The following is a 25754-nucleotide window of genomic DNA, read 5'->3' on the forward strand; positions in this document are numbered from 1 at the left end:
GGACCTGTGCATGCCCCTCAGTCTTTCCCGTCGTTGGCCCGTTCGCCAACTGATCGCTGCCACAAGTTTCATACTGCTTGTCGCCTGCGCGGAGAAACCCACCGCCGCCGACGCGCAACCGCTTCAGACTGCTCCCATTGCCACGGCCCCTGCGATCGTCCCGCCGGTAGTGCCGTCCGGTGACGACCTCGATCTGCAACCAACCCAGACTTTCGCCGAGTGGCAGGCAGGTTTCCGCAAGGACGCCCTGGCCGCCGGAATTCGCGCTGACGTCTTTGACCGTGCCTTCGCCAACGTCAGTTTCGACGCCAGCGTGATCCGCGCCGACCGCAGCCAGCCGGAGTTCGCCCGGCCGGTCTGGGAATACCTGGACGGCGCCCTGTCGCCGCTGCGAGTACGTAAAGGCCAGGCCCTGATCAACCAGTACGCCGATATCCTGCAGCGCATCGAGCAACGTTACGGCGTCGATCGCCAGGCACTGGTATCGGTATGGGGGATGGAGAGCAATTTCGGTCAGTTCCAGGGCACCAAATCGGTGATCAACTCCCTGGCGACCCTGGCCTACGAAGGTCGCCGCCCGGGCTTTGCCCACGCGCAACTGATCGCGGCGCTGCAAATCCTGCAACAGGGCGACATCACACCGGAGAAAATGCTCGGCTCCTGGGCCGGTGCCATGGGCCAGACCCAGTTCATCCCGACCACCTACAACACCCACGCCGTGGATTTCGATGGTGACGGCCGCCGTGACATCTGGGGCAGCCCGGCTGACGCCTTGGCATCCACCGCGCATTACCTGCAAAGCTCCGGCTGGCAGCGTGGCCAGCCTTGGGGCTTCGAGGTGCAGCTGCCGAGCGGTTTCAACTACACCCTGGCAGATGGCGCGATTCGCAAGAGCGTCGCCGAATGGCGGCAACTGGGTGTGATTCTGCCCAACGGCGGCCAGGCACCAGCCGGCTCCGAACAGCTGTCAGCCGCCCTGCTGTTGCCGGCCGGCTATCGTGGCCCGGCGTTCCTGATACTCGATAACTTCCGAGCGATCCTCAAATACAACAACTCGTCGTCCTATGCTCTGGCGGTGAGTCTGTTGTCCGAACGCTTCAACGGTGCCGGGCTGATCAATGGCAGTTGGCCGAAAGATGACCTGCCGCTGAGTCGTACCGAGCGCATCGAGCTGCAAAACCTGCTGACCGCGCGCAACTACGACGCGGGCACCGCTGACGGCATCATCGGTGCCAATACGCGCAAGGCGATCCGCAGTGCGCAGCAGTCCTTGGGCTGGCCCGCAGATGGCTATCCGACGCACAAACTGCTCGAAAGCCTGCGCAACCAGTAAAAGCATCGCGGGCAAGCCCGCTCCCACAGGTTTAGAGGTGATCGCAGTATCTGCGTACAACCTGAAAACCGTGGGAGCGGGATTGCCCGCGATGACTGACTATGAGGCGATCAGTCTCTACGCCTTGATCACCACATCCTGTTCCAGCATCAACTCCTTCTTTCCTGCATCCAGTCGAACCAATGCCCCCAGCGGCAACGTCAGGTTCGGATCGCAGTGCCCGCTGCGCCAGCCTGACAGCACCGGAATCCGCAGTGGTGCAAAGGTCTGCTTGAGCAAGCGGTTCAAGGCCTCGACATCCACGCCCGCCACATCCCCGACCAGCACGCCGCGCAATCTGGCCAACTTGCCCGCCAGACGCATCTGAGTCAGCAAGCGGTCGATCCGGTACAGCGGCTCGTTGATGTCCTCGATGAACAGAATCACCCCTTCGACGTCGATTTCGTAAGGCGTACCCAGGGTCGCGGCGATCATTGCCAGATTGCCACCCAGCAGACGCCCGTGGGCAATGCCGGGCTCAACCGTGGTCAACGGATAAGCCGCCGGATGACTCAGTACACTGCCGGTCTTCAATTGACCGCGCAGCATGGCGAAGAACGACGTCACCGTTGGTGGCTCCTTGTCACCCAGCAGATCGGCATTCAACAGCGGCCCGTGAAAGGTCACGAACCCTGCGTAGCGACTGATCGCCAGATGCAGTGCAGTGATGTCGCTGTAGCCGACGAACGGCTTGGCATGACGCGCCAGCAGATCGTAGTCGATTTGATCCAGCAGGCGCGGCGTGCCGTAACCGCCACGCAGACAGATGATTGCGTCAACCTCGGGATCAGTGAACGCCGCGTGCAGATCGTTCAGTCGCACCTCGTCGCTGCCGGCCAGATAGCCATCTTTCTCGTAGACGCCAGGGAACACCCGCAAACCGTAACCCCGGGCGCGCATCCACTGAACGGCTTTTTCAGTCTCCAGTGTGCCGGGACCGGCAGGTGCAATGACACCTATCAGCCCTTCCGACGGCAGCGCCGGCACAGGCTTGTGCGGAAAAAGGGTGTGGGTCGGTCGAACGGTCATCCATGGATCTCCCTGTGTGAAGTCATGCTCACACAGTAGTCAGGAACGGCGACAAACAGAAGAGGTTCGGCTGCGCCGCAGTTTGCAGGAAAAGTCGATAACGAGTGTAGGCCGGACAAAAAAATGCCCGCCGGGCGGTAAACCCCGGCGGGCATTTTCTCATTCAGCGCTGAATCAGGAACCGAGCAGCTCGGCCTTGACCAGTTTCGCTTGCTCGTCGGCGTGGTACGAAGAACGCACCAACGGGCCGGACGCGACGTTCTTGAAGCCCATCTTGTAACCTTCCTCGGCGAACCAGGCGAAGGTGTCCGGGTGTACGAAACGCTGCACCGGCAAGTGGCTGCGGGACGGTTGCAGGTACTGGCCCAGGGTCAGCATGTCGATGTCGTGTTCGCGCATGCGCTTCATGACCTCGATGACTTCGTCATCGGTCTCGCCCAGACCCAGCATCAGGCCGGACTTGGTCGGAATGTGCGGCATCATCTGCTTGAAGCGTTGCAGCAGGGTCAGCGACCACTGGTAGTCCGAACCCGGACGCGCAGCCTTGTACAGACGCGGCACGGTTTCCAGGTTGTGGTTGAACACATCCGGCGGCTCGGCCGCGGTGATTTCCAGGGCGATGTCCATGCGGCCACGGTAGTCCGGGACCAGGGTCTCGAGCTGCACGTTCGGCGACAGTTTACGGATTTCGCGGATGCAGTCGGCAAAGTGCTGGGCACCACCGTCACGCAGGTCGTCGCGGTCCACCGAGGTGATCACCACGTACTTGAGCTTCAGGTCGGCGATCGCGATGGCCAGGCTTTGCGGCTCGTTGACGTCCAGTGGTTTCGGACGACCGTGGCCGACGTCGCAGAACGGGCAGCGACGGGTGCAGATGTCACCCATGATCATGAAAGTCGCAGTGCCGCCGGAGAAGCACTCGCCCAGGTTCGGGCAGGAGGCCTCTTCGCAGACGCTGTGCAGCTTGTGCTTGCGCAGCAGGCTCTTGATGCGGTCGACTTCCGGCGAAACCGGGATGCGCACGCGGATCCAGTCGGGTTTCTTCGGCAGTTCGGTGGTCGGAATGATCTTCACCGGGATGCGTGCAACCTTCTCGGCGCCGCGCAGCTTGACGCCCGCTTCAACCTTGGGACGCGGGGCCGGGCGCTCGGTCACGTCGAGCGTCGGGATCATGGTTTGCACTGCATCAGTAGTCATATCAGTCGATTCCGCCCGTCAGGGTCGTCTGCTCAGCATAGTCGAGGTGTTTGACGAGCTGCGCGCGCAGCCGGGCACTTACCTCGGCAAATTCAATCGATCCTGCGTGATCGCTCAGCTGGGTCATCGCCAGCCCGGCATAGCCGCAGGGATTAATCCGTCGAAACGGCTCCAGGTTCATGTCCACGTTCAGGGCCAGGCCATGAAAGGAACAACCGTGGCGAATCCGCAAACCCAGAGAAGCGATTTTCGCTCCGTCGACATAGACGCCGGGAGCATCTGGCTTGGCCACTGCGGTGACGTCATAGCTGGCCAGCAGCTCGATCAGGCACCGCTCCATGCGCGTGACCAGGTCGCGGACGCCAAAACCCAGTTTGCGCACATCCAGCAGCAGGTACGCCACCAGTTGGCCGGGGCCATGGTAAGTCACCTGCCCGCCGCGGTCGACCTGCACCACCGGGATATCTCCCGGCAGCAACAGATGTTCAGCCTTGCCGGCCTGCCCCTGGGTGAACACCGGAGGGTGCTCGACCAGCCAGATTTCGTCGGCGGCATCGCTGCCGCGTTCGTTGGTGAAGCGTTGCATGGCATGCCAGACCGGCTCGTAAGCCATCTGGCCAAGTTCGCGAAAGCCCAGCGTGCCCGGCATCACAACACCATGTGTACGAAGCCGGTCGCCCGCAGTTCGCTGTTGATGTTGTACAGCTGATCCTGGTCGGTCGCGACGATGTGCAACTGGATGGTGGTGTACTTGCCGTTGCTGCTTTGACGCTCGTCCACACGCTCATCGTTGATCTTCGCGTGTTTCTTGACGATGTCGATGATCTTGTCTTTGTTGCCGACGCCCGTATCGCTGATCACCTTAACCGGATAATCAACCTGGGGGAATTCGATCTTTGGCGCCTTTACTTCGGTGTCGGTCATGGCGTAACGGCCTCGTAAGCGTAAGCCCGGTAACGAACAAGGCCCCGCTCCGGAAGGGAACGGGGCCATGCAGGTCAACTCGTATCAGTTGAACAAGCCGTAGAAGAATAGACGGATGCTATCCCACATGCGGCGGAAGATACCACCCTCCTCGACAGCGTCCAGAGCGATCAGATCGGCGCTGTGCACCACCTTGTCGTCCAGTTTCACTTCGACTTTACCGATCACGTCGCCCTTGGCGATTGGCGCGGTCAGTTGCGGGTTCATGGTCATGCTGGCAGCGAGCTTCTTCAGCTGGCCTTTCGGCAGGGTCATGGTCAGGTCTTGTGCCAGGCCGGCCTTGACCTGGCTGGTGGTGCCTTTCCATACCGGGGCCTGAGCCAGTTCGGTGCCCTTCTGGTAGAAGGTCTGGGTTTCGAAGAAGCGGAAACCGTAGGTCAGCAGCTTCTGGGTTTCGGCGGCACGAGCCACTTCGCTGTTGGTACCGAACACCACGGCGATCAGGCGCATGCCGTCACGTACGGCCGAGGACACCATGCAGTAGCCGGCTTCGTCGGTGTGACCGGTTTTCAGACCGTCAACGGTCTTGTCGCGCCACAGCAGCAGGTTGCGGTTAGGCTGTTTGATGCCGTTCCAGAAGAACTCTTTCTGCGAGTAGATCGCGTAGTGAGCCGGGTCTTCGTGGATGATCGCGCGAGCCAGGATCGCCATGTCGTGAGCCGACGAGTAGTGCTCTGGGTTCGGCAGACCGGTCGGGTTCATGAAGTGGGTGTTGGTCATGCCCAGATCGGCGACGGTCTTGTTCATCAGGTCGGCGAAGGCATCTTCGCTGCCGGCGATGTGTTCAGCCACCGCGACGCTGGCGTCGTTGCCGGACTGGATGATGATGCCGTGCAGCAGGTCGCTGACAGTCACCTGCGAGCCGACCTTGATGAACATCCGCGAACCGCCGGTGCGCCAGGCGTTTTCGCTGACGGTCACCGGGTCGTTTTCACCGATCTGGCCGCGACGGATTTCCAGCGTGGCGATGTACGCGGTCATCAGTTTGGTCAGGCTGGCCGGCGGCAGACGCTGGTCACCGTTGTTCTCCACCAGCACGTTGCCGCTGTTGGCATCCATGAGCACGTAGGCTTTGGCGGCCAGTTGTGGTGGCGACGGCATCATCTCGGCCGCGAAGGCGGCTGGCGAGAGGAGCAGCGGGACTAGCAGACACAGGCGTTTGGCAAAGGTGGTGATGTTCATCCGTCTCTCGAAATCGCTAATGGAAACTGCCCGAAGGCAAAATTAATCAGATGGCTTTCTAACGGGCCATCGCGTGTTCAGTTGCTCACTCCAGTCACCCTTTGCCGGGCTTTTGTTCTTCGACGAGCCAACAACCTGGCTCACCCCCCAATCGCTGGTGAACCGTCAATCAAGTGCTACGTATTGCTTACTCGGTGACCACGCTTGGCGAACCAAGGTTGGCGGAGCGCACGCTGTTCTGTACCTGGGCAATTTCACCCGGCGAGCCGATCGGTCCCAGGCGTACCCGGTGCAGGGTCTGCTGATTGCGCACGATCGAGCTGATGAACACCGGAGCGCTCACCATCCCGCTGAGCTTCGACCTCAGGAGTTCTGCAGCGTCCGGGTTGGCGAACGCGCCCACCTGCAGATACTGGCCAGACGCTGGTGCAGAAGCGTTTTTTTTTGCGCTGATCTGTACAGGTACAGTGTCAGAGGCATGTTGCTGCGGCGGTGGAGTCCACTGCTCGATGGTACCGGCCGAAGCCGTGATCACCGGCGCGCTATTCTGCGCGACTTGCGGCTCGTTGAGCATCAAAGGCGCCGGACGGCCCTTGGCGGCCCACCATTGTTGCGGGTCGATGCCCTCGACCTTGACCCGCGCGGTGCCGATTTCGGCATAACCGAGCTTTTTGGCCGCGGCGTAGGAGAGGTCGATGATCCGGTCCGAGTAGAACGGCCCGCGGTCGTTCACCCGCAGGATCACGCTCCTGTTGTTGTCAAGGTTGGTCACCCGAACGTAACTTGGCAGCGGTAAGGTCTTGTGGGCGGCACTCATGCCGTACAGGTCATAGACCTCGCCATTGGCGGTGTTCTGACCGTGGAACTTGGTGCCGTACCAGGACGCGGTGCCCGAGGCCACGTAGGTCTTGGATTCCTGCAACGGGAAGTAGGTCTTGCCCAGCACGGTGTACGGGTTGGCCTTGTACGGGCCGGTGTGCAGGGTCGGCGTGGCGTCCGGAATGCGCGACACGTCGACGTCCCACCACGGCGCGCCGTCCTTGTGGGCCCGGTTGATGTCCAGACCCGGCTGGGCACGAACGGTGTTGGAGGCGTATTTCTGAGTGGGCGCACGACTGGTCGAGCAACTGGCGACCAGGACCGCCAACGCGGCGAATGCCACCAGCTTCAGGGGTTTGTTGATAGGCAATGCCTGCATTACTTGACGCCCCGTGCTTTTACCAGCTCTTCAGACAGTTGATGTACAGCCATGGCGTACATCACGCTGCGGTTATAACGCGTGATCGCGTAGAAATTCTTCAGGCCCATCCAGTATTCCGGGCCATTGTCGCCTTCCAGGCGAAATGCAGTAACCGGCATATCATCGCGCAGCGCATCATGACTTGACCAGCCCAGCGCTCGCAACTCCCCGACGGTTTTCGTCGGCTCAATGCCAGTGGTCAGGCCCTCATCCACCTGTTCGCCGCGCACATCGGCACGACTGACCACCGGCTCGCCGGCCACCCAGCCGTGACGCTTGAAGTAGCTGGCGACGCTGCCGATCGCATCATCCGGGTTGTTCCAGATATTGATGTGGCCATCGCCGTCGAAATCCACCGCGTAGGCGCGAAAACTGCTCGGCATGAACTGCGGCAGGCCCATCGCCCCGGCGTAGGACCCCTTGAGGGTCAGCGGGTCGACCTGTTCCTCGCGAGCCAGCAGCAGAAACTCACGCAGCTCCTTGCGGAAAAATTCGGCACGGGGAGGATAGTCGAAACCCAGCGTGGACAAGGCATCGATCACCCGGTAATTGCCGGTATTACGTCCGAAAAAGGTCTCGACGCCGATGATCGACACGATCACCTGAGCCGGAACGCCGTACTCCTGCTCGGCACGTGCCAGTACCGCCTCGTGCTGGCGCCAGAAGTCCACACCCCGGGCAATGCGCGCGTCGGTGATGAACATCGGCCGATATTCTTTCCACTGTTTGACGCGTTCGGCGGGTTTGGAAATCGCGTCGAGAATCGCCTGCTTGCGCTGGGCCTCGCGGAACACCGCCATCAGTTGCTCGCCGGCGAAGCCGTAGTCGCGGGTCATTTCACCGACGAATTCGGCCACTTGGGGCGAGCCTTCGTAATCGCCGGCCAGCGCTTCCTGCGCGCTGCCAAGGATGCCTACCAGGCCGAGCCACGGTGCGTATCGTGTCGCCCAGTCACGCATTACTTGCATTGAACTCTTCACCTTATTCAAACCTGTGCGATCCACTTGCGATGCGTATGGATCGACATCAAAACCCCAAACGCTGACAGCAGCGTCACCAGCGAAGTTCCGCCGTAGCTAATGAACGGCAACGGCACCCCTACGACCGGCAACAGGCCACTGACCATACCGATGTTGACGAAAACATAAACAAAAAACGTCATCGTCAAGGCGCCGGCGAGCAATTTGCCGAACAGTGTCTGCGCCTGGGCGGTAATCACCAGGCCGCGACCGATCAACAGCAGGTAGATCAGCAGCAGCGCACAGATGCCCACCAGTCCGAACTCTTCGCCCAGCACCGCAATGATAAAGTCGGTATGGCTTTCCGGCAGGAAATCCAGGTGCGACTGGGTGCCCAGCAGCCAGCCCTTGCCGAACACGCCGCCGGAACCGATGGCAGCCTTCGACTGAATGATGTTCCAGCCGGTGCCCAGTGGATCGCTTTCCGGGTCGAGGAAGGTCAGGATCCGCTGCTTCTGGTAATCGTGCATGATGAAGAACCACATGGCGATCGCCACGGGTACGGCGGCGGCCAGCACGCTGAGGATCCAGCGCCAGCGCAATCCGCCCATGAACAGCACGAACGCTCCGCCGGCCAGAATCAGCAGCGAAGTACCCAGATCCGGCTGACGCACGATCAGAATGAACGGCACACCGATCAACATGAGACTGATCCCGACGTGCTTGAGCTGCGGCGGCAGGGTGCGCTTGGACAGGTACCAGGCGATGGTCGCCGGCATCAGGATCTTCATGAATTCCGACGGCTGGAAGCGGATCACTCCGGGAATGTTGATCCAGCGGGTCGCGCCCATGGCGTTGTGGCCCATGATGTCCACCACCATCAGCAGCACCACCCCGACCACATAACCGAGCGGCACCCAGCGGGCCATGAACCGTGGTTCGAACTGGGCGATGACGATCATCGACACCAGGCCGATACCGAACGAAGTGGCCTGCTTGGCCAGCAGGTCCCAGCTCTTGCCGCTGGCCGAATACAGCACGAACAGGCTGCCGGCGGCGAGGATCAGCAACAGGACCAGCAAAGGTCCGTCGATATGCAGACGTTGCAACAGCGTCGCCCGGCGACGCATCACATCCTCGCTGGAGAGCATGCGATCGAAATTATTCTTCACGGGCCGTAGCCTCCGCACTGATTGGGCTGGCGTATTCGGCCTTCAAGCGTCCGTCCTGATCCAGCAGCCAGGCGTCCATCACCTGACGCACCACGGGCGCGGCGACGCCGGAACCGGACTCACCGTTCTCGACCATCACCGACACCACGATTTTCGGGTTGTCGGCCGGTGCAAAACCGACGAACAGGGCGTGGTCGCGGTGGCGTTCCTGCACCTTGGAGCGATCGTATTTCTCGCCTTGCTTGATCGCGACCACCTGGGCCGTACCCGACTTGCCGGCGATCCGGTATTGCGCGCCGATCGCCGCCTTGCGCGCCGTACCCCGGGCACCGTGCATCACCTGCTGCATGCCGTGATTGACCTTGTTCCAGTCCGACGGATCGCGCAGGACGATGTCCGGCATCGGGTTTTCATCCTTCGGCTTCTCGCCTTCGATGGTCTTGGCCAGGTGCGGACGGTTCCACACACCCTTGTTGGCCACCAGCGCGGTGGCCTGGGCCAGTTGCAACGGGGTCGACTGCATGTAGCCCTGGCCGATCCCGAGGATCAGGGTCTCGCCCGGGAACCACGCCTGCTTGCGGGTGGCGCGTTTCCACTCGCGCGAAGGCATCAGCCCTGGAGATTCTTCGAACATGTCCAGCGAGACCTTCTGGCCGATGCCGAACTTGTTCATGTAGGCCGACAACCGGTCGATGCCGAGCTTGTGCGCCAGGTCATAGAAGTAGGTGTCGTTGGACCGCATGATCGCCGTATCGAGGTCGACGAAGCCGTCCCCGGTGCGGTTCCAGTTGCGATATTTGTGGTCATAGTTGGGCAGCATGTAGTAACCCGGGTCGAACACCCGGCTCGACGCCGTCACCACGCCGGCGTCCAGACCGGCAATCGCCACCGCCGGTTTGATCGTCGAACCCGGCGGGTACAGACCGCGCAGCACGCGATTGAACAGCGGCCGGTCGATAGAATCACGCAGTTCGGCATACGCCTTGAAGCTGATGCCGGTGACAAACAGATTCGGGTCGAAGCTCGGCTGACTGACCATGGCCAGCACCTCACCAGTACTCGGGTCCAGCGCCACCACCGCACCGCGTCGCCCGCCCAGCGCGGCCTCGGCGGCTTCCTGCAACTTGATGTCAAGGCTCAGGACGATGTCCTTGCCCGGCACCGGGTCGGTACGCTTGAGTACCCGCAGTACGCGGCCCCGGGCGTTGGTCTCGACCTCTTCGTAACCCACCTGACCGTGCAGTTCGGCTTCGTAGAAACGCTCGATGCCAGTCTTGCCAATATGGTGAGTGCCGCTGTAGTTGACCGGATCGAGGGTCTTCAGCTCTTTCTCGTTGATCCGCCCCATGTAACCCACCGAGTGCGCAAAATGCGCGCCCTGCGGATAGTGACGAACCAGTTGCGCCACCACTTCCACCCCGGGCAGCCGGAACTGATTCACCGCGATCCGGGCGATCTGCTCCTCGGTCAGCTCGAACAGGATCGGCACCGGCTCGAACGGCCGACGCCCCTGGCGCATGCGCTTTTCGAAGATCACCCGGTCTTCCGGCGTCAGCTCCAGCACTTCGACGATCACGTCGAGTACCTGCTGCCAGTCGCCGGAGCGTTCCCGGGTCATACTCAGGCTGAAGCTCGGACGGTTGTCCGCCACCACCACGCCGTTGCGGTCGTAAATCAGGCCACGGGTCGGCGGAATCGGCTGGACATGGACGCGGTTGTTTTCCGAGAGGGTCGAGTGATACTCGTACTGAATCACCTGCAGGAAATACAGCCGCGCAATCAGCACACAGATCAGCAGCACCACCGCAATGGCCCCGAACACGACGCGGCTACGCACCAGACGGGCGTCTTTTTCGTGGTCCTTGATGCGGATCGGCTGGGACATGAGGGCAGGATTACTTGTGGTAAGGGTGGCCGGACAACACGGTCCAGGCACGATACAACTGCTCGCCGATGAGGATGCGCACCAACGGGTGTGGCAGCGTCAACGGCGACAACGACCAGCGCTGGTCGGCGCGGGCACAGACTTCCGGCGCCAGCCCTTCCGGGCCGCCGACCATGAAATTGACCGTGCGCGAGTCCAGCCGCCAACGGTCCAGTTCGCCCGCCAGCTGCTCGGTGCTCCAGGGCTTGCCGTGCACTTCGAGGGTGACGATCCGCTCGTTGTGCCCGACCTTGGCCAGCATGGCTTCGCCTTCCTGACGGATGAAGCGGGCCACGTCGGCATTCTTGCCACGGGTATTGAGCGGAATTTCCACCAGTTCCAGTGCCAGCTCGGACGGAAGACGCTTGGCGTATTCATGCCAGCCTTCTTCCACCCACTTGGGCATGCGTGAACCGACGGCGATCAGTCGCAGTCGCACAGCGCGGCCCTTACAGCTGGTCTTTGTTGAGCTTGGTGAAGTGCTCGTGGGTGTTTTCCGGGCTGTGGTGCTTGGCGTCCGCCGCACGGCTTTGCTCGGCACCGGCCCACAGGCGCTCCAGGTCGTAGAACTGACGAGCCGAGGCGGTCATCATGTGCACGATCACCAGGTCCAGGTCCAGCAGCACCCAGTCGCTGTCGCCCTTGCCTTCTTCGCCCAGCGGCCTGGCGCCCTGCTTTTTCACTTCTTCGCGAACCTTGTCCAGCATCGCGTTGATCTGGCGGTTGGACGTACCGGTGGCGATGATCATGTAGTCAGTGATGCTCTGCTTGTCGCGCACATCGATGATCTGGATGTCCTGGGCCTTGACGTCTTCCAGGGCGGCCACGGCAATCTTGACCAGCTCGTCACCTTTCAGCGGCTCGCTGGTGTTGACCGGCTCTGGCAGCGGAGCGCTCTTGAACGTGCCTTTGCGCTTTACTTTGGTTTGGTCTTTGTCAGTCATATAAAACTCGTTTTGCTCATGTATTCGGCGTCTCGTCCCACGATGATCGTGTTACTTGAGCACGCCTTGTTCAGTTCGACGCACGGTACAGACCGTGCGCATCGATGTAGGCCAGGACCGCGTCGGGCACCAGGAAACGTACCGACTTACCGCTGGCCAGCAGTTGACGGATCTGGGTGGCGGAGACCGCGAGCGGTGTCTGCCAGACGAATGCAATCTGTCCGCTCGGCCCTTTCAGGGCCAGCGGGTCGCTCACCGAACGCGCTGCCAGCAGGTTGCGCAAGGCATCCGGCGGTTCGCTGTCGGCGTCCGGGCGCTGTAGCACCAGGATGTGGCAATGCTGGAGCAACTCCTCCCAGCGGTGCCAAGTGGGCAGGCCGCAAAATGCGTCCCAGCCCAAAAGCAGAAAAACCTGGGTCCCGGCGGCCATTTCGGCACGCAGCGACTCCAGGGTATCGATGGTCCAGGACGGCTTGTCCCGCTGCAGTTCGCGGGCGTCCACCACCAGCGGCGGCACACCGGCCACCGCACATTCAACCATTGCCAACCGATCCTGCGCCGACACCTGCGGGGTATCGCGATGCGGCGGCCGGGCGCTGGGCATCATGCGCAGCTCATCGAGGGCCAGCGCTTCGGCAACTTCCAGCGCGCCACGCAAATGGCCGACATGCACCGGATCGAACGTACCGCCCAGAACGCCAATGCGCTGGGGACGAGACTTTCTGCCGGACTTCGGCGTTTTCAGGTCGAGGTCGGACAAGTCAGACCGTCGCCTGGCCGCGCAACTGGCCATCACCGACCACGATGTATTTCTCGCAGGTCAGTCCTTCGAGGCCCACCGGGCCACGGGCGTGCAGCTTATCAGTAGAAATGCCGATCTCGGCACCCAATCCGTATTCGAATCCATCGGCGAAGCAGGTCGGGGTGTTGATCATCACCGACGCCGAGTCGACCTGAGCCACGAACTGGCGGGTGTCGGCGAGATTTTCGCTGACGATCGAATCGGTGTGGTGGGAGCCGTAATGGTTGATATGTTCGATAGCCTGGTCCAGACCGTCGACCACGCGGATCGACAGAATCGGCGCCAGGTACTCGGTGCTCCAGTCTTCTTCGCTGGCCGGCACGGCATCGATGATCGCCCGGGTGCGCTCGCAGCCACGCAGCTCGACGCCTTTTTCGCGGAACTGCTTCGCCATCGACGGCAGGAAACCCTTCGCAACACTTTGATCGACCAGCAGAGTCTCCATCGCGCCGCAGATGCCATAGCGATAGGTCTTGGCATTGAAGGCAATGCGCTGGGCTTTCGGCAGGTCGGCGTGCTCGCCGACATAGACGTGGCAGATGCCGTCCAGGTGCTTGATCACCGGCACCCGCGCGTCGCGGCTGATGCGCTCGATCAGGCCACGACCACCGCGCGGCACGATCACATCGACGTACTCGGGCATGGTGATCAGCGCCCCAACGGCGGCGCGGTCGGTGGTTTCCACCACTTGCACCACGGCGGCCGGCAGTTCGGCTTCGGCCAGACCGCGCTGGATGCAGGCGGCAATCGCGCGGTTGGAATGAATCGCTTCGGAACCACCGCGCAGGATGGTCGCGTTGCCGGATTTCAGGCACAGGCTCGCGGCATCGATGGTCACGTTGGGACGGGATTCGTAGATGATCCCGATCACGCCCAGCGGCACACGCATCTTGCCGACCTGAATGCCCGACGGACGGAAGCTCATGTCGCGGATCGCACCGACCGGGTCCGGCAGCGCTGCGACCTGACGCAGACCGACGATCATGCCGTCGATGCGCGCCGGGGTCAGTTCCAGACGCTCCAGCAGTGCAGGCTCCAGACCGTTGGCGCGACCGGCGGCCAGATCCTGTTCATTGGCTGCTGCAAGCTCGGCGCGGGCGGCATCCAGGGCATTGGCGGCAGCCAGCAGGGCGCGGTTTTTCTGCGCGGTGCTGGCACGGCCGATGACCCGGGAAGCTTCGCGGGCGGCGCGACCCAATCGGGTCATGTAGTCAAGAACGGACTCAGTCATGGTCTGCTGGGGTCTTGGCAAAGAGGAAAGCGGCAGATTATAGCTGTCGCGTCCCGGGACTAACAGCGGTGACGGGCGGATGGTCGAAATGGACGGCGATTTGCCGATGTTCAGCCGTAATTAAGGCTCGGATTGTTATCATCACGACCTCTTTCACCTGGATAAACACCGTTTGCCATGTCCAATCTGACCGTTCGTGCCCACGCCGAGCGCCTGCCGATGGGCCTTCCGGACGCTTTTTTCGACCGTGACGCCCAGACGCTTGCCCGGGATCTGCTCGGCAAAGTCATCCGCCATCGCGTCGGCGACCTGTGGCTCAGCGCCCGGATCATCGAAACCGAAGCGTATTACTGCGAAGAAAAAGGCAGCCACGCGTCCCTCGGCTACACGGAAAAGCGTAAAGCTTTGTTTCTGGATGGTGGCCACATCTATATGTACTACGCCCGTGGTGGCGATTCGTTGAATTTCAGTGCCCAGGGGCCTGGCAATGCGGTGTTGATCAAATCGGCCTATCCATGGGTCGACGAGATCAGCGGCCCGGCCAGTCTCGCGCAAATGCTGCTGAACAATCCCGATGCTCAGGGCCACCCGCGCCCCTCGCAGAAACTCTGTGCCGGGCAGACTCTGCTGTGCAAGGCACTGGGACTGAAGGTGCCGGTGTGGGACGCCAAGCGCTTCGACCACGAAATACTGCTGGTGGAGGACACCGGCCCTGCGCCGGGGCACATCATCCAGACCACCCGCCTGGGCATCCCCCGTGGGCGCGACGAGCACCTGATGTATCGCTTCGTCGACGCAGCCTACGCCCAGTGGTGCACCCGGAACCCGTTGCGCCGGGGTCAGGTCGAAGGGCGTGATTACTTTCTGCTGTGAAATTCCCCTCTGCGGTACGCCGACCTGGGACATCAATGAAATGGAGTGCTTTGTATGGGCCCATGGCTCGATAGCGTGACCGGATGGCTGGCCGCCAACCCGCAGTGGCTGGCCGCTGCGGTATTCATCGTGGCCTTAGTCGAGTGCCTGGCGATTGCGGGGATCATCGTTCCCGGCACAGTGCTGCTGTTCGCCGTGGCGGCACTTGCCGGCAGCGGCGCGTTGTCACTGAGCGAGACCCTGTTGCTGGGCTTTCTCGGCGGGATTCTTGGCGACCTGGTTTCGTATTTCCTCGGACGCCACTTCCATCAGAACATCCGGCGCCTGCCGGGCCTGCGTCATCACCCGGAGTGGATGGCCGGCGCGGAGACCTATTTCCAGCGCTACGGTATTGCCAGTCTGCTGGTCGGGCGTTTCATCGGTCCGCTAAGGCCGATGCTGCCAATGGTCGCCGGGATGTGCGACATGCCCTTCCCGCGCTTCGCTGCCGTCAGCCTGCTGGCGGCGGCGGGCTGGAGCATTGCCTACCTGCTGCCGGGCTGGGCCACCGGGGCGGCGATTCGTCTGCCGTTGCCGGAAGGCTTCTGGCTGCAGGCAGGAATCGTCGCCGGCAGCATCGCGGTGATGGTCGGCCTGAGCGCCAACAGCAGCCTGCGCCGCCATCGCCGGGCGACGGTCTGGATCAGCAGCATGAGCCTGTTGATCCTGATCGCGCTGTTCATCGGTTATCCGTATCTGACAGCACTCGATCAAGGCGTCATGACCCTTGTGCAGGAACACCGCAGTGCGGCGCTCGACGAAGTTGCGGTGGTTTTCACCCTGATCGGCGAATTCCGCAACATGCTGGTGTTCAGCATTCTGCTGACCGGCCTGTTGCTGCTGTGCCGCCAGTGGCGTCAGGCGATCTTCGCCGGCAGTACCTTGCTCGTCACCGCACTGGCCAACACCGGAACCAAACTGTTTTTCGCCCGGGTACGCCCGGAAGTGCTGACCGACCCGATCACCAGTTACAGCATGCCCAGCGGCCACGCGTCCGGGTCGTTCGCGCTGTTTTTGACACTGGCGGTGCTGGCCGGACGCGGGCAACCGCCAAGACTGCGCCTGACCTGGCTGTTGATCGGCTGCATTCCGGCGCTGGCGATTGCTCTGTCGCGGGTGTATCTGGGGGCACACTGGCCGACGGATGTCCTGGCCGGTGCCATGCTCGCCGCCTGCGTCTGCGCAGCGAGCCTGTGGCTGACTCAGCGCCGCTCCCCGCTTGAAGCGATGCCGCAAAAGGTCTGGTGGCTGGTGCTGCCTGCGCTGGTCGCCCTGTTCGGTTTTTTTGTATTGCGGCATTTGCCACACACCTTGTTGCGATATGCCTACTGAGCCCGCGCTCAATGCTCATCGGTGCATCCGGCGCCGATGAGCGTCATCAAACATTTGGCAAAGCAAATGCTCATGAACAAGTCCGTGTCCCATGCCACATTCCGGCAGCAGCACCACAAACGGACTTGTGAAAAGAACCATGACTTTGACGAATCAATTGAACCCTGTTTCACGGACTGACCGACCGCCAGCTCCGATCAAAATATCCGACCTGAACATCCAATCGGAGCCCCCCCTTCAGGCCTCGGGCCAAAAGCCCGGGCTTGCGGATATCGACACCCTGTTCGGCCCTCTGCGCATCGGAGAGTTCAGCGTCAGTCGCCAGACGCTTCAGGCCTTGGGTGGCCGAATCCACGGGCAAGCCCTCTCGGCGAGCAGCACCTACTTTTCCGAACCTGACCAAGCGTTCATCGATGCACTGGAATTCGATACGACTCAGATCGAACAGCGCATGAGATCCGTTCCCTCACCGGAAAACGCTCAGATCCCGCCCCTGCTGTACGAAATCGTCACCCAGCGCTCTCCCGATGCCCCACCACTCATGCGTGAGATGCCCACCGGTGAGTTCGCTGACGCCATGAACAAGATCAACCACCTGCTGAACGCCACCCAACGCCTGGACATTCGTCGGGACCCGTTGCCCGAACACTTGCCGGACTGGGTCGATAAAACCAAAAGCCGCGGGATGGCCAGCATGGGCGTCGGGCTGCAGGCGTACGGACTCTACAGCGCTTACATCGGCGCCATCGACGCGTTGAAGAAAGGTGACACGACTGAAGCGCTGATCAACCTTGGCGGAGGTCTCTCGGAAATCACTTCACTGGGGGTCGAATACGCCCTGAGCAAGACCGGCGAGCAAATGATCCGCCAGGGATCCATGGCCTTCGAACAATTCGGCAAGACCTCCATGGGCAAGTGGCTGTGTCGTGGAGCCGGGTTGATCGCCAGCGTGCTGACACTGCCCTTCGATATCTATACCGCCATCAAATCCTTCACCGATGCGGCCAAGGCCCAGGGCAAGGAAGCGCAGGACCTGTATGTCACCGGCGGGCTGAGCGTGTTCAGTGGCGCGCTGTCCCTGGCCCTTGGCTGCGCAGCACTGGCGGGATTCCAGGCGGCAGGCCCGGTGGGTATCGCCGCCGCCGCAATCATGATTGTCGGATCAAAAATCTATGGTGCGGTGCGGGCGGTCGACGATATTGACGACTACATCGAACTGACCGTGAACGAACGCTGGCGTGCCGGCTGGTTTGCGTTCACCGGACAGCGTCAGGACAAGGCGCTCATGGATCGCTATCTGGTCGCCAAGACCACCGACGACTACGCCAAAGCCCTGAAGACGCGCAGCCTTCGATGGCTGGACAACGAATTCAGGGAAACCGTCGACGTCATTGTCAACGGTCGATTCGAGGTGACGCTGCAACCCACCCGTCTCTATCGTTACCAATGGGACGAAGACAAGGGCGAAACGCCCTACACCATCGAAAACCTGCCCATCATCAAAGACACAGACGACTCGAATGACGCGCGTGACGGTTTACCGGATTCGGATTCCGTCGTCTCCATAACGAAAAGTGACCCTGCCAAAGGGGTTTTCTGGAGTCTGGGCGGTGGCCATGACACGGTGCAGGGTGTTAAGGAAAAGCCGAATTTCTTCAGCTACACCACAGGCCGCAAAACCCTGAGCGGTGGCGACAAGAACGACTCCTTTGTGTTTCAGTCGGCGTCAGAAGCACTCTCGTACGACCCGATTAAGGCCAGCGAACTGTCGGGTGGAGAGGGAATCGATCTATTGTGGCTTCAAGGCACGCACAAGCACCTCGACCATATTCCCGACCCACCCCGCCACCTCGGTTATGACATTGATCTGAAACGCGGAAGGCTGGCGTTGCGCCCCGCGAGCCCGGGACTTGAACCGGTACTGCATTCGACGCTCAAGTCCATCGAAAAGGTCGAGACACTTGCCGGCGCAACCAATCGGGTCATCGGCTCCGATCAGGCGGACATCATTGCAGCCAATGGTAACGATCACGTCGAGGCCGGTGCCGGGGATGATCAGATATCCGTACGTGGTCTGAATGCCACAGTCGATGGCGGTCCCGGCAGTGATATCTATTATCTGGACCCGATGTGCCACAGGATCTCCATCACCGAGGACGGTCTGGAGCCGAGCATGGTCTATCTGGGCGTATCGCTTGAAGCCATCCAGCGCTGGTTCGTCCGGGAGAACGCGCTGGTGATCGAGTCACTTCGAGACGATGATCCCGGGTCGCCCAGGCGCGAACTGATACTGGAAAACGCTTACCGGACCATGGATGGCAAACGCATCCTGCACCACGAAAAATGGGCGTTCATTACCCAGGACGGTTTCCACTTGCAGCCGGACTGGCCCACCGAGATTCTGCAGTCCGGCGATCTGCCCGTCAGCGTCACCATCCGAACGTCAGGCACACCCAAGGCGTCTCCGGTGCAGATCAACGATCATCCGCACGTACTGTCGGCTCAAGCACACTCTCACTATTTCGTTTCCCGCCAGATCCGTCGCGCCGCCCTGTTCGCCCCGAAGGACAGCCTCCCTTCGCACAGCACCGTGTACGTCGATTTCGACAGTGAAGAAATTGTCAGGGTCAGCGCCACTTATGTCGTGAGCATCACGGAAATGGAGGCGTTCACATTCCTCGATTACGACAATGTCCATTTCACCCTGACGTTCGCTCGGGGAGCCCGGCTCTCGCTGCATGGAAACGTGATCGGGAACCGGACCCGAAAGAGCGACATGGGCGCCGGCAACATGGCCGCAGGGTGGGCGATGAATCATCCCTTGACCCTGGTGATGCGCGATGGCGTCTCCTACCACCTGGACTTCCCCCGCAATAACTATCTGGAAGATGCAAAGAATCCGGGTTACCGGCTCATTGAAAGCCGAGCCTCACTGCGCGAGCGAGCGGGCCGATACCTGTTCGTCAGCCCCTTTGTCAGCAAGCGCGCCTTGAAGAACACCCCGCAACGGGTCGACTTTCTGGCCACCGAGCACAACGCGACCTATTGGCTGGAAGGAAGATCGGCAAGCTATGAGCTTTTCCCCGCCAGCAATCTCTCCATCCGCCTGTCCACCGCCGAAGCTGACGTCAGACTCTCCGGTTCATCCACCTGGCTCATTCACACGCATCTCCTGCCGGAAAAAATCACCCTGCGCGACCTGAGCATCAAGAACGACCTGATCAAAATCGGCAGCGTTCACATTCACCTGCCGGACAGTAACGATCCACTATTGCCCCTGGAAACCGTCGAGGTAGCGATCTCGTCCGGGAACCGTTACCGGATCAATAACCTGTTCGAGGTGATTGGTCTCTGCGTGGCGGATGCTCGGGCGTACTCGACAATCGATGCGCTTGTTCAGGACGCGAGGGACCACCAGCATCGCGACGAACTTGAAAACACTGATTTGCAGGTTCTGAACCTGCGCTTGCGCGATGCCACTTCCGGCAGGATTTTCTACAACGTTGCCACCGACACCTGGAGACTCGAAAGCGAGCCGTCCCGTGTGATATCGGCCGAACACCTGTCCATCGTCAAGGAATGACACCATGCGCCCCAAACCACCCTCAATGCCAACCCCGTCCAGGATCGACACGTCCGCCGACCCTTCGATTCAACCTCCCCGGCTGCGGCCACAGGGGCAGATACCACCGTCACATGATTCACTTTCCGATCCGGTCATATCAGGCAATCGCCCCCCGGGGCATCAACTGCCATCCACCGCTATCACCACCCCTTCCAGAGTCGAGTTCTCGGACTTGCCTGAGCGGTCCCGGGAATCGGCAACCCTGTTGAGCCGCTATCTGTTGAGCCCCGGCTTGCTGCGCAACATGCAACCGGCCAATGAAGAGGGCTTGCGTTATGTCGTCGGACGCAAGTTCGTCGATGTCAAAGACAGCGGCACCGTGCATGTGGAGTTCGACCCGAACCTGGGCACGTATCGGGCCATGGATCTGTACCGAAAGCTTGCGCCGGGACCTGCGCTCTACAGAAACGCCGGCGAATCAACCTGGAGCCCTGCTCGACAGACCGATACAGCCCATCCGCTCAAACGACCGAGTGCGGATAACCGTGCCGCAGAAGCGGCGGTGCCGACAAGACAGCCGCGAATCACGTTGGTGCCAGCCCAGTTGAAAGCAGCCACGTCCGAACTGCTGGGTACGCATTTCGCAAGGCTGTACCCGCAGATGACTCACGGTGAGCGGGTCATGCAATTGCGTTCATACAACCTTTCTCCGCTCCAGCACGTTCGACTGCGCGACGATCTGATCGCCCATCCGTCAGAGCTCCCGGAATGGGTCGTGCAGCACAAGACACGATCCCTGAACACTGACGACCCTGGACGCTACGACGCGCTCCATCAGGAAATAGAACCCCTGCTCCTTCCCCTGAGAAACGGCAAGCTGCTGCTCAGTCGTCTGGGCGATTATGGTGATTTCAGCGAGAGCGTCAGCCGCGAATTTCTCGACGGATTCATTGCGAAGCTGGGGTACCTGCGCAACGACAGCGACTGCCTGTACCGGACGGACATTCCGGCCCTGTTCCGGGCTGATGAACGGACACCGTTCGAGTTCTACAACGATGACCGGATGTTGCCGCGATTGAAGCATCCTCGTGGAGCAACCACCGAGAAACCGGTCAGCGCAACCGTCAGCCTGAAACTGGTTCATGCATATGCCGGCAAAGGCATCGATTCGCCCGATCCGGTATACCTGCTCTACAACAACCAGAAAAACAAGTACCCCGGACGCAAGCCCGGCGATCCCGCCAATGAGTCAGGGGAATCTGACAATGACTGGTCCGAAGCGTCGGACGTAGAGCTCGACCCCGAACGCAATTACGAAACCGTCCGGCACGATCAAAAGATCATATTCGCCTACATCATCGACACACGAAAAATGGAAGTCGTTCTTAGAGAGGAGAATCACCTGCTCAATGCCGCGGCCAGGGACAAGGGTGCGTGGTTCCCGGAGGATGAGCTTGAGGCGCTGATTTCAGCATCGAAACGGGGCATCGATTCGAATCGCCTCTGGCTGCTCGACTCGACCCTGACTCGCGCCGCAAAAGTCGAAGACATTGCTGATGAGGCCGGATATCAGTCACGAATAGACATGGAAGAGCGAACCCATCGAGGCGCCTACAATCGATACGAATATGATGCTCTGATCGACAAGGCAGCCCAGGCCGGCAAACCGATACTGACACTGGGCAAGGACAAGGAGTGGTTCGCCAACGACATCATCTGGCCGCAATAGCGATTTCGACTCTAGGCAAACAACTCGCCCTGCAACTCGTCGAGCAGCGCCTGGATCGCATCCAGTCGCTGCTGCGGGTCATCGAGTTGCAGCAAGTCGATCTTGTCTTCCTCGGCAAACGGCAGCAGATACGCCAGCTGATTGGCCAGCGACTGCTGCCCTGCCGCTTCGGTGCCCATGTTCAGCGCCTCAACCATCGGATGCTCGGCCAGAGCCTTGAGCAACGCCACCAGATCGGCGTCCTCATCCTGCAAGGGTTGCTCAGGCTCTTCGTCCAGCCACTCGACCTCGGCGACGATCAGTTGATCGCGCTGCACTTCGGTGCGCTGCACGATGAACCGGCGTCCGCCCTGCACCCGGATGCCCAGCAGTCCGTTGTCCTGCTGCTGGAAGTCAGTGATCCGCGCTTCGCAACCGACCATGGCGAAACCTTCGGGGGCAGCGCCGACTTCATGGCCTTCGAGAATGCACACCACGCCGAAACCGCCGCCCTGTTTCATGCAGCGGCCGATCATGTCCAGGTAGCGCGCCTCGAAGATCTGCAAATCCAGGTTGCAGCCGGGAAACAGCACCGTGTTCAGCGGAAAAAGCGGCAGACTCATAGACATTTCCTTACACCACCATCGACACCGCCAACGGCAGGAACACCGCCGTGGCCACGCCCATCAGACTCATCGCCAGTGCCGCGAAGGCGCCGCACTCGTCACTTTCCTGCAACGCCACCGACGTACCGACCGCATGCGCCGTCATGCCCAGCGCCATGCCGCGCGCCTCGGGACTGTGCACACCGAGGCGGGTCAACAACGCCGGGCCGAAGATCGCGCCGATCACCCCGGTGATCAACACGAACACTGCGGCCAATGCCGCGACACCGCCAATCTGCTCAGCCACCAGCATCGCGATGGGTGAGGTCACCGATTTGGGTGCCATGGTCATCAGGATCATATGATCGGCACCAAACCACCAGCCCAGCGCCACGCCCATGCCCGTGGCGACCACCCCGCCTATCACCAGCGTAGTAAAAATCGGCCAGAACAATTGGCGGATGCGCCGCAGATTCAGATACAGCGGCACCGCCAGCGCGACGGTTGCCGGGCCCAGCAGAACGCTGAGGATCTCCGTGCTCTTGCGATACTCGACGTAAGTCAGGCCGCAACCGACCAGCACGCCGATCACCAGCAGCATCGACACCAGCACCGGTTGCAGAAAGATCCAGCGGGTTTTCTCGAACGCCGCCAGTACCAGTTGGTAAGCCCCCAAGGTGATACCGATGCCGAACAGCGGGTGATGAATCACCGAAGCCCAGGCGCCTTGCCAGTCAAACAGCATCAGGATTCCTCCGAATGCGGTGCGTGGCGCTTGACCAGGCGCTGCATCAACACCCCGGCGAAAGCCATGGACAGAATCAGCGACACCACCAGCGCACCGACGATCGCCCAGAAATCCGCGGCAATCGCCGTGGCATAGACCATCACGCCCACCGCCGGCGGCACCAGCAGCAACGGCAGGTAACGCAGCAGACTGCCGGCCGCAAGATTCAGCGGCTCGCCGACTTCACCGCGCACGATCAGGAATGCCAGCAACAGCAAAAGGCCGATGATCGGCCCCGGCAGCACAGGCAACAGCAAATGATTGAGGGCCGTGCCGAGCAATTGAAACAGCACCAGCCACGTCAGGCCGCGTAGCAACATCCGTCATCTCCGTCTTACTTTCCAACCCGCAAGTCGTCGGCATTATAAGCACGCCTGCGCTATGGATCGGCATTCGCCAAAAGCATGGTCGGTTGACCTGAGCAAATCGCCATGATGATCTACAGTGGTTCGCAGGGCGGTCAAATCCCCCACCTGAAAAACTATAAAACCGATGAACCCAAGGAGAGTCTCAATGCCCTATGTTCCAGTTGCAGAGCTCAAAGATTATGTCGGCAAGGAACTCGGACGTTCCGAATGGCTCACCATCGATCAGGAGCGCATCAACCTGTTCGCCGAAGCCACCGGGGATTATCAGTTCATCCATGTCGACCCGGTCAAAGCCGCGCAAACGCCATTTGGCAGCACCATTGCACACGGTTTCCTGTCGTTGTCGCTGATCCCCAAACTGATGGAGGACATCCTGATCCTGCCGCAAGGCGTGAAGATGGTGGTCAACTACGGTCTGGACAGCGTGCGCTTCATCCAGCCGGTCAAGGTCAACTCCAAAGTCCGGCTCAAGGTCGACCTCGGTGAAGTGACCGAGAAGAAACCCGGCCAGTGGCTGCTCAAGGCCACCGCCACCCTGGAGATCGAAGGCTCGGACAAACCGGCCTACATCGCCGAACCGCTGTCGCTCTGCTTCGTCTGAGTGCCGGGATGCGAAGCCGCTCACGCGGTTTCGCATCCACTCCTCCCTGCCGGCTGTATAAGGTCACATAGCTGCGGCATACTCGGTCGCCTAATTGCCCGGATCCCGCTATGCGCCAACTTGCTGCTCTTGCACCGCTTGCCCTGACCCTGATGCTCACCGCTTGCGGCGACGGCGAATCGCTGTTGCCCCCGGACGCACGCCTGCCCGACGGCGGACGCTATCGCGGCGAGCTGGTCAACGGTCTGCTGCAAGGCCAGGGCCGGGTCGACTACCCCAACGGCAGCTGGTACGCCGGCACGTTCGACAAGGGGCAGTGGCACGGTCAGGGCGAATGGCACGGCAGCAATGGCGAAGTCTATCGCGGCAATTTCCAGCAAGGCCTGTTCGACGGCCAGGGCACGCTGACCACCCACGGCGGCAGCTACACCGGCGGCTTCAAGCTCGGCCGGCGCGAGGGCGAAGGCACCCTGAAGGAAAACGCGATGACCTATCGCGGCGAATTCAAGGACGATCAGTATTCCGGCCTGGGTCGCCTGGAACTCGACGACGGCAGTTCCTACCAGGGTCAGTTCGCCCACGGCAAACCCAACGGTGAAGGCCAGCGCGGCGACGCCAGCGGCAATCAGTTCAGCGGCCACTTCATCAATGGCCAGCTCGAAGGCAACGGTACCTTCAACAGCGCCGACGGCGACATCTATGTCGGTGGCTTCAAGAACAATCAACTGCACGGCAAGGGCCGCTACGAGAACGCCGATGGCGACGTCTGGCTCGGCCAGTTCAAGGAAGGCGCGCTGACTGGCAAGGGCGAACTGATCGGTGCCGACGGCAGCCATTACATCGGTTATTTCAACGACTGGCGTTTCAGTGGCCAGGGCCGCTTGAATCTGTCCGACGGCAGTTTCTACATCGGCGGTTTCGACAGCGACAGCTACGCGGGACGCGGCACGCTGGTGCTGACTGACGGCACCGTGCTCAGCGGCACCTGGATCAATGGCCAGCGCGTGCGCGATGCAGACGGCAAATTGCTGCCCGACACCCTCGAACTCGGCCTGCTGGCCCAGGGCCGCCTGCTCGACGAAGCGTTGGCCAACGTGCCAGCCTCGACCCCGGCGGTAGAGTTGTACACCCTGACCCTCGGCGGCGACGGCAAGCAAAGCGTGTTCCTGCGCGAATCCGACTACGTGGCCAACATGCTCGCCAGCCGTTTCGGCGCCTTTGGCCAGATTCGCCTGGTCAACCATCGCGATCACCTGGGCGATCGACCGATGGCCACCCGCGAAAACCTGCGCCGAGCAGCACTGACCCTGGCCGAACGCACTGGCCCGGAAGACCTGGTGTTTATCTATCTGACCAGCCACGGCACCGCCGAGCACGAACTGGTCCTCGATCAGCCGCGCATGGAGCTTGCCGACCTGCCCGCCGACGAACTCGCCGCCGTGCTCGCGCCGCTGAAAAACCGCGACAAGATCATCGTGATTTCCGCGTGCTATTCCGGTGGTTTCATTCCGGCGCTGAAGGACGAAAGAACGCTGATCATGACCGCCTCGCGCGCCGACCGCGTGTCATTCGGCTGCTCCGAGGAGGCCAACTTCACCTATTTCGGCGATGCCCTGTTTGCCCAGGCACTGAACCAGACCGACGACCTGGAGCAAGCCTTCAAACTGGCCAAGGCCACGGTTGCCGAGCGCGAGCTGGCGGACAACTTCGAAGCTTCTGAACCGCAGATCTGGGCACCGAAAACCGTGCTTGCGCACTGGCAGCTACTGCGCAAGCAACAGGCGAGAAAAGCGTTGCAAAGTGCTGCGTTGAACGACGGAGCGACAAACAGCAACTAAGC

23 protein-coding genes are annotated in these 25754 nt (G+C 61.2%); 7 read left to right on the top strand and 16 right to left on the bottom strand.

What is annotated here, in order from left to right; genetic code table 11:
* The first annotated feature begins 10 nt into the window (after positions 1-10).
* A complete protein-coding gene (locus tag ACSPX5_RS20005; RefSeq protein ID WP_169432061.1) occupies positions 11-1333 on the top strand; it encodes a lytic murein transglycosylase in 1323 nt (440 codons plus the stop codon).
* A gap of 117 nt (positions 1334-1450) precedes the next feature.
* Here the strand turns inward: ACSPX5_RS20005 and ACSPX5_RS20010 are convergent, their stop codons facing one another.
* From ACSPX5_RS20010 to ACSPX5_RS20070, 13 genes are all read right to left on the bottom strand, one after another.
* The gene (locus tag ACSPX5_RS20010; protein WP_323161173.1) at positions 1451-2401 is read right to left on the bottom strand and encodes a S66 peptidase family protein; all 951 of its coding nucleotides are present in this window, start codon (positions 2399-2401) and stop codon (positions 1451-1453) included.
* 174 nt (positions 2402-2575) lie between these two features.
* Positions 2576-3574, bottom strand: coding sequence for a lipoyl synthase (lipA, locus tag ACSPX5_RS20015; RefSeq protein ID WP_169432710.1), 999 nt, complete (start codon positions 3572-3574; stop codon positions 2576-2578).
* Positions 3575-3599: 25 nt separating this feature from the next.
* Entirely contained in the window at positions 3600-4247 is a 648-nt protein-coding gene (gene lipB, locus ACSPX5_RS20020) for a lipoyl(octanoyl) transferase LipB (RefSeq protein WP_169432063.1), read from the bottom strand.
* Positions 4247-4522 carry a DUF493 domain-containing protein gene (locus ACSPX5_RS20025; RefSeq protein WP_007958664.1) on the bottom strand — a complete coding sequence of 92 codons (276 nt, stop codon included), beginning with the start codon at positions 4520-4522 and terminating at the stop codon, positions 4247-4249. The genes lipB and ACSPX5_RS20025 overlap by 1 nt, the downstream gene beginning before the upstream one ends.
* A gap of 84 nt (positions 4523-4606) precedes the next feature.
* Positions 4607-5764, bottom strand: a complete 1158-nt coding sequence (locus ACSPX5_RS20030) for a D-alanyl-D-alanine carboxypeptidase family protein (RefSeq protein WP_169432064.1) — start codon at positions 5762-5764, stop codon at positions 4607-4609.
* 187 nt (positions 5765-5951) lie between these two features.
* A complete protein-coding gene (locus tag ACSPX5_RS20035) occupies positions 5952-6962 on the bottom strand; it encodes a septal ring lytic transglycosylase RlpA family protein (RefSeq protein ID WP_207864638.1) in 1011 nt (336 codons plus the stop codon).
* Positions 6962-7972: a lytic murein transglycosylase B gene (gene mltB / locus ACSPX5_RS20040; RefSeq protein WP_085712282.1), complete on the bottom strand. Its 1011-nt coding sequence runs from the start codon at positions 7970-7972 to the stop codon at positions 6962-6964. The genes ACSPX5_RS20035 and mltB overlap by 1 nt, the downstream gene beginning before the upstream one ends.
* Before the next feature lie 17 nt (positions 7973-7989).
* Positions 7990-9093: a rod shape-determining protein RodA gene (gene rodA / locus ACSPX5_RS20045; RefSeq protein ID WP_085712360.1), complete on the bottom strand. Its 1104-nt coding sequence runs from the start codon at positions 9091-9093 to the stop codon at positions 7990-7992.
* A 31-nt stretch (positions 9094-9124) separates the two neighbouring features.
* Positions 9125-11020 (bottom strand): penicillin-binding protein 2, encoded by a 1896-nt coding sequence (mrdA, locus tag ACSPX5_RS20050; RefSeq protein WP_169432066.1) that lies wholly within the window; start codon positions 11018-11020, stop codon positions 9125-9127.
* 10 nt (positions 11021-11030) lie between these two features.
* Entirely contained in the window at positions 11031-11498 is a 468-nt protein-coding gene (gene rlmH, locus ACSPX5_RS20055; protein WP_169432067.1) for a 23S rRNA (pseudouridine(1915)-N(3))-methyltransferase RlmH, read from the bottom strand.
* Between the two features lie 10 nt (positions 11499-11508).
* Positions 11509-12003, bottom strand: a complete 495-nt coding sequence (rsfS, locus tag ACSPX5_RS20060; protein ID WP_169432068.1) for a ribosome silencing factor — start codon at positions 12001-12003, stop codon at positions 11509-11511.
* A gap of 70 nt (positions 12004-12073) precedes the next feature.
* On the bottom strand, positions 12074-12796 hold the full coding sequence (nadD, locus tag ACSPX5_RS20065) for a nicotinate-nucleotide adenylyltransferase (RefSeq protein ID WP_249314343.1): 723 nt from the start codon (positions 12794-12796) through the stop codon (positions 12074-12076).
* Positions 12765-14036, bottom strand: coding sequence for a glutamate-5-semialdehyde dehydrogenase (locus ACSPX5_RS20070; protein WP_169432069.1), 1272 nt, complete (start codon positions 14034-14036; stop codon positions 12765-12767). The genes nadD and ACSPX5_RS20070 overlap by 32 nt, the downstream gene beginning before the upstream one ends.
* Before the next feature lie 177 nt (positions 14037-14213).
* Between ACSPX5_RS20070 and ACSPX5_RS20075 the strand changes: the two genes are divergently transcribed.
* The 4 genes from ACSPX5_RS20075 to ACSPX5_RS20090 all read left to right on the top strand — a co-directional run bounded on the left by ACSPX5_RS20075 (position 14214) and on the right by ACSPX5_RS20090 (position 21574).
* Positions 14214-14909 carry a DNA-3-methyladenine glycosylase gene (locus ACSPX5_RS20075; protein ID WP_169432070.1) on the top strand — a complete coding sequence of 232 codons (696 nt, stop codon included), beginning with the start codon at positions 14214-14216 and terminating at the stop codon, positions 14907-14909.
* A gap of 54 nt (positions 14910-14963) precedes the next feature.
* Positions 14964-16280 carry a bifunctional DedA family/phosphatase PAP2 family protein gene (locus ACSPX5_RS20080; RefSeq protein WP_323161171.1) on the top strand — a complete coding sequence of 439 codons (1317 nt, stop codon included), beginning with the start codon at positions 14964-14966 and terminating at the stop codon, positions 16278-16280.
* A gap of 139 nt (positions 16281-16419) precedes the next feature.
* Positions 16420-19863 carry a calcium-binding protein gene (locus ACSPX5_RS20085; protein ID WP_439820141.1) on the top strand — a complete coding sequence of 1148 codons (3444 nt, stop codon included), beginning with the start codon at positions 16420-16422 and terminating at the stop codon, positions 19861-19863.
* Positions 19864-20110: 247 nt separating this feature from the next.
* Complete coding sequence (locus ACSPX5_RS20090; RefSeq protein WP_439820142.1) at positions 20111-21574, top strand: hypothetical protein; 1464 nt, start codon at positions 20111-20113, stop codon at positions 21572-21574.
* A gap of 11 nt (positions 21575-21585) precedes the next feature.
* Here the strand turns inward: ACSPX5_RS20090 and ACSPX5_RS20095 are convergent, their stop codons facing one another.
* Genes ACSPX5_RS20095 through ACSPX5_RS20105 form a run of 3 tightly spaced genes read right to left on the bottom strand, consistent with a single transcriptional unit; the run spans position 21586 to position 23265 of the window.
* Positions 21586-22176, bottom strand: coding sequence for an LON peptidase substrate-binding domain-containing protein (locus ACSPX5_RS20095; RefSeq protein ID WP_169432074.1), 591 nt, complete (start codon positions 22174-22176; stop codon positions 21586-21588).
* A 10-nt stretch (positions 22177-22186) separates the two neighbouring features.
* Positions 22187-22903 (bottom strand): LrgB family protein, encoded by a 717-nt coding sequence (locus ACSPX5_RS20100; protein ID WP_169432075.1) that lies wholly within the window; start codon positions 22901-22903, stop codon positions 22187-22189.
* Entirely contained in the window at positions 22903-23265 is a 363-nt protein-coding gene (locus tag ACSPX5_RS20105; protein ID WP_169432076.1) for a CidA/LrgA family protein, read from the bottom strand. The genes ACSPX5_RS20100 and ACSPX5_RS20105 overlap by 1 nt, the downstream gene beginning before the upstream one ends.
* Positions 23266-23458: 193 nt before the next feature.
* Here ACSPX5_RS20105 and ACSPX5_RS20110 point away from each other — a divergent pair, with 193 nt between their 5' ends.
* A complete protein-coding gene (locus tag ACSPX5_RS20110) occupies positions 23459-23914 on the top strand; it encodes a MaoC family dehydratase (protein ID WP_007909575.1) in 456 nt (151 codons plus the stop codon).
* 110 nt (positions 23915-24024) lie between these two features.
* Positions 24025-25752 (top strand): C13 family peptidase, encoded by a 1728-nt coding sequence (locus ACSPX5_RS20115; RefSeq protein WP_169432077.1) that lies wholly within the window; start codon positions 24025-24027, stop codon positions 25750-25752.
* Positions 25753-25754: the final 2 nt, after the last annotated feature.

This window comes from Pseudomonas sp. HLG18 (genome assembly GCF_051903985.1).
Lineage (GTDB): Bacteria > Pseudomonadota > Gammaproteobacteria > Pseudomonadales > Pseudomonadaceae > Aquipseudomonas > Aquipseudomonas fluorescens_BT.

Excerpts from the sequence above, each read along its gene's own strand:
- ACSPX5_RS20005 (WP_169432061.1), top strand. The coding sequence starts at position 11 with ATGCCCCTCAGTCTTTCCCGTCGTTGGCCCGTTCGCCAACTGATCGCT.
- ACSPX5_RS20010 (WP_323161173.1), bottom strand. The coding sequence starts at position 2,401 with ATGACCGTTCGACCGACCCACACCCTTTTTCCGCACAAGCCTGTGCCG.
- lipA (WP_169432710.1), bottom strand. The coding sequence starts at position 3,574 with ATGATCCCGACGCTCGACGTGACCGAGCGCCCGGCCCCGCGTCCCAAG.
- lipB (WP_169432063.1), bottom strand. The coding sequence starts at position 4,247 with ATGCCGGGCACGCTGGGCTTTCGCGAACTTGGCCAGATGGCTTACGAG.
- ACSPX5_RS20025 (WP_007958664.1), bottom strand. The coding sequence starts at position 4,522 with ATGACCGACACCGAAGTAAAGGCGCCAAAGATCGAATTCCCCCAGGTT.
- ACSPX5_RS20030 (WP_169432064.1), bottom strand. The coding sequence starts at position 5,764 with ATGAACATCACCACCTTTGCCAAACGCCTGTGTCTGCTAGTCCCGCTG.
- ACSPX5_RS20035 (WP_207864638.1), bottom strand. The coding sequence starts at position 6,962 with ATGCAGGCATTGCCTATCAACAAACCCCTGAAGCTGGTGGCATTCGCC.
- mltB (WP_085712282.1), bottom strand. The coding sequence starts at position 7,972 with ATGCAAGTAATGCGTGACTGGGCGACACGATACGCACCGTGGCTCGGC.
- rodA (WP_085712360.1), bottom strand. The coding sequence starts at position 9,093 with ATGCGTCGCCGGGCGACGCTGTTGCAACGTCTGCATATCGACGGACCT.
- mrdA (WP_169432066.1), bottom strand. The coding sequence starts at position 11,020 with ATGTCCCAGCCGATCCGCATCAAGGACCACGAAAAAGACGCCCGTCTG.
- rsfS (WP_169432068.1), bottom strand. The coding sequence starts at position 12,003 with ATGACTGACAAAGACCAAACCAAAGTAAAGCGCAAAGGCACGTTCAAG.
- nadD (WP_249314343.1), bottom strand. The coding sequence starts at position 12,796 with ATGGCCAGTTGCGCGGCCAGGCGACGGTCTGACTTGTCCGACCTCGAC.
- ACSPX5_RS20070 (WP_169432069.1), bottom strand. The coding sequence starts at position 14,036 with ATGACTGAGTCCGTTCTTGACTACATGACCCGATTGGGTCGCGCCGCC.
- ACSPX5_RS20075 (WP_169432070.1), top strand. The coding sequence starts at position 14,214 with ATGTCCAATCTGACCGTTCGTGCCCACGCCGAGCGCCTGCCGATGGGC.
- ACSPX5_RS20080 (WP_323161171.1), top strand. The coding sequence starts at position 14,964 with ATGGGCCCATGGCTCGATAGCGTGACCGGATGGCTGGCCGCCAACCCG.
- ACSPX5_RS20085 (WP_439820141.1), top strand. The coding sequence starts at position 16,420 with ATGACTTTGACGAATCAATTGAACCCTGTTTCACGGACTGACCGACCG.
- ACSPX5_RS20095 (WP_169432074.1), bottom strand. The coding sequence starts at position 22,176 with ATGAGTCTGCCGCTTTTTCCGCTGAACACGGTGCTGTTTCCCGGCTGC.
- ACSPX5_RS20100 (WP_169432075.1), bottom strand. The coding sequence starts at position 22,903 with ATGCTGTTTGACTGGCAAGGCGCCTGGGCTTCGGTGATTCATCACCCG.
- ACSPX5_RS20105 (WP_169432076.1), bottom strand. The coding sequence starts at position 23,265 with ATGTTGCTACGCGGCCTGACGTGGCTGGTGCTGTTTCAATTGCTCGGC.
- ACSPX5_RS20110 (WP_007909575.1), top strand. The coding sequence starts at position 23,459 with ATGCCCTATGTTCCAGTTGCAGAGCTCAAAGATTATGTCGGCAAGGAA.
- ACSPX5_RS20115 (WP_169432077.1), top strand. The coding sequence starts at position 24,025 with ATGCGCCAACTTGCTGCTCTTGCACCGCTTGCCCTGACCCTGATGCTC.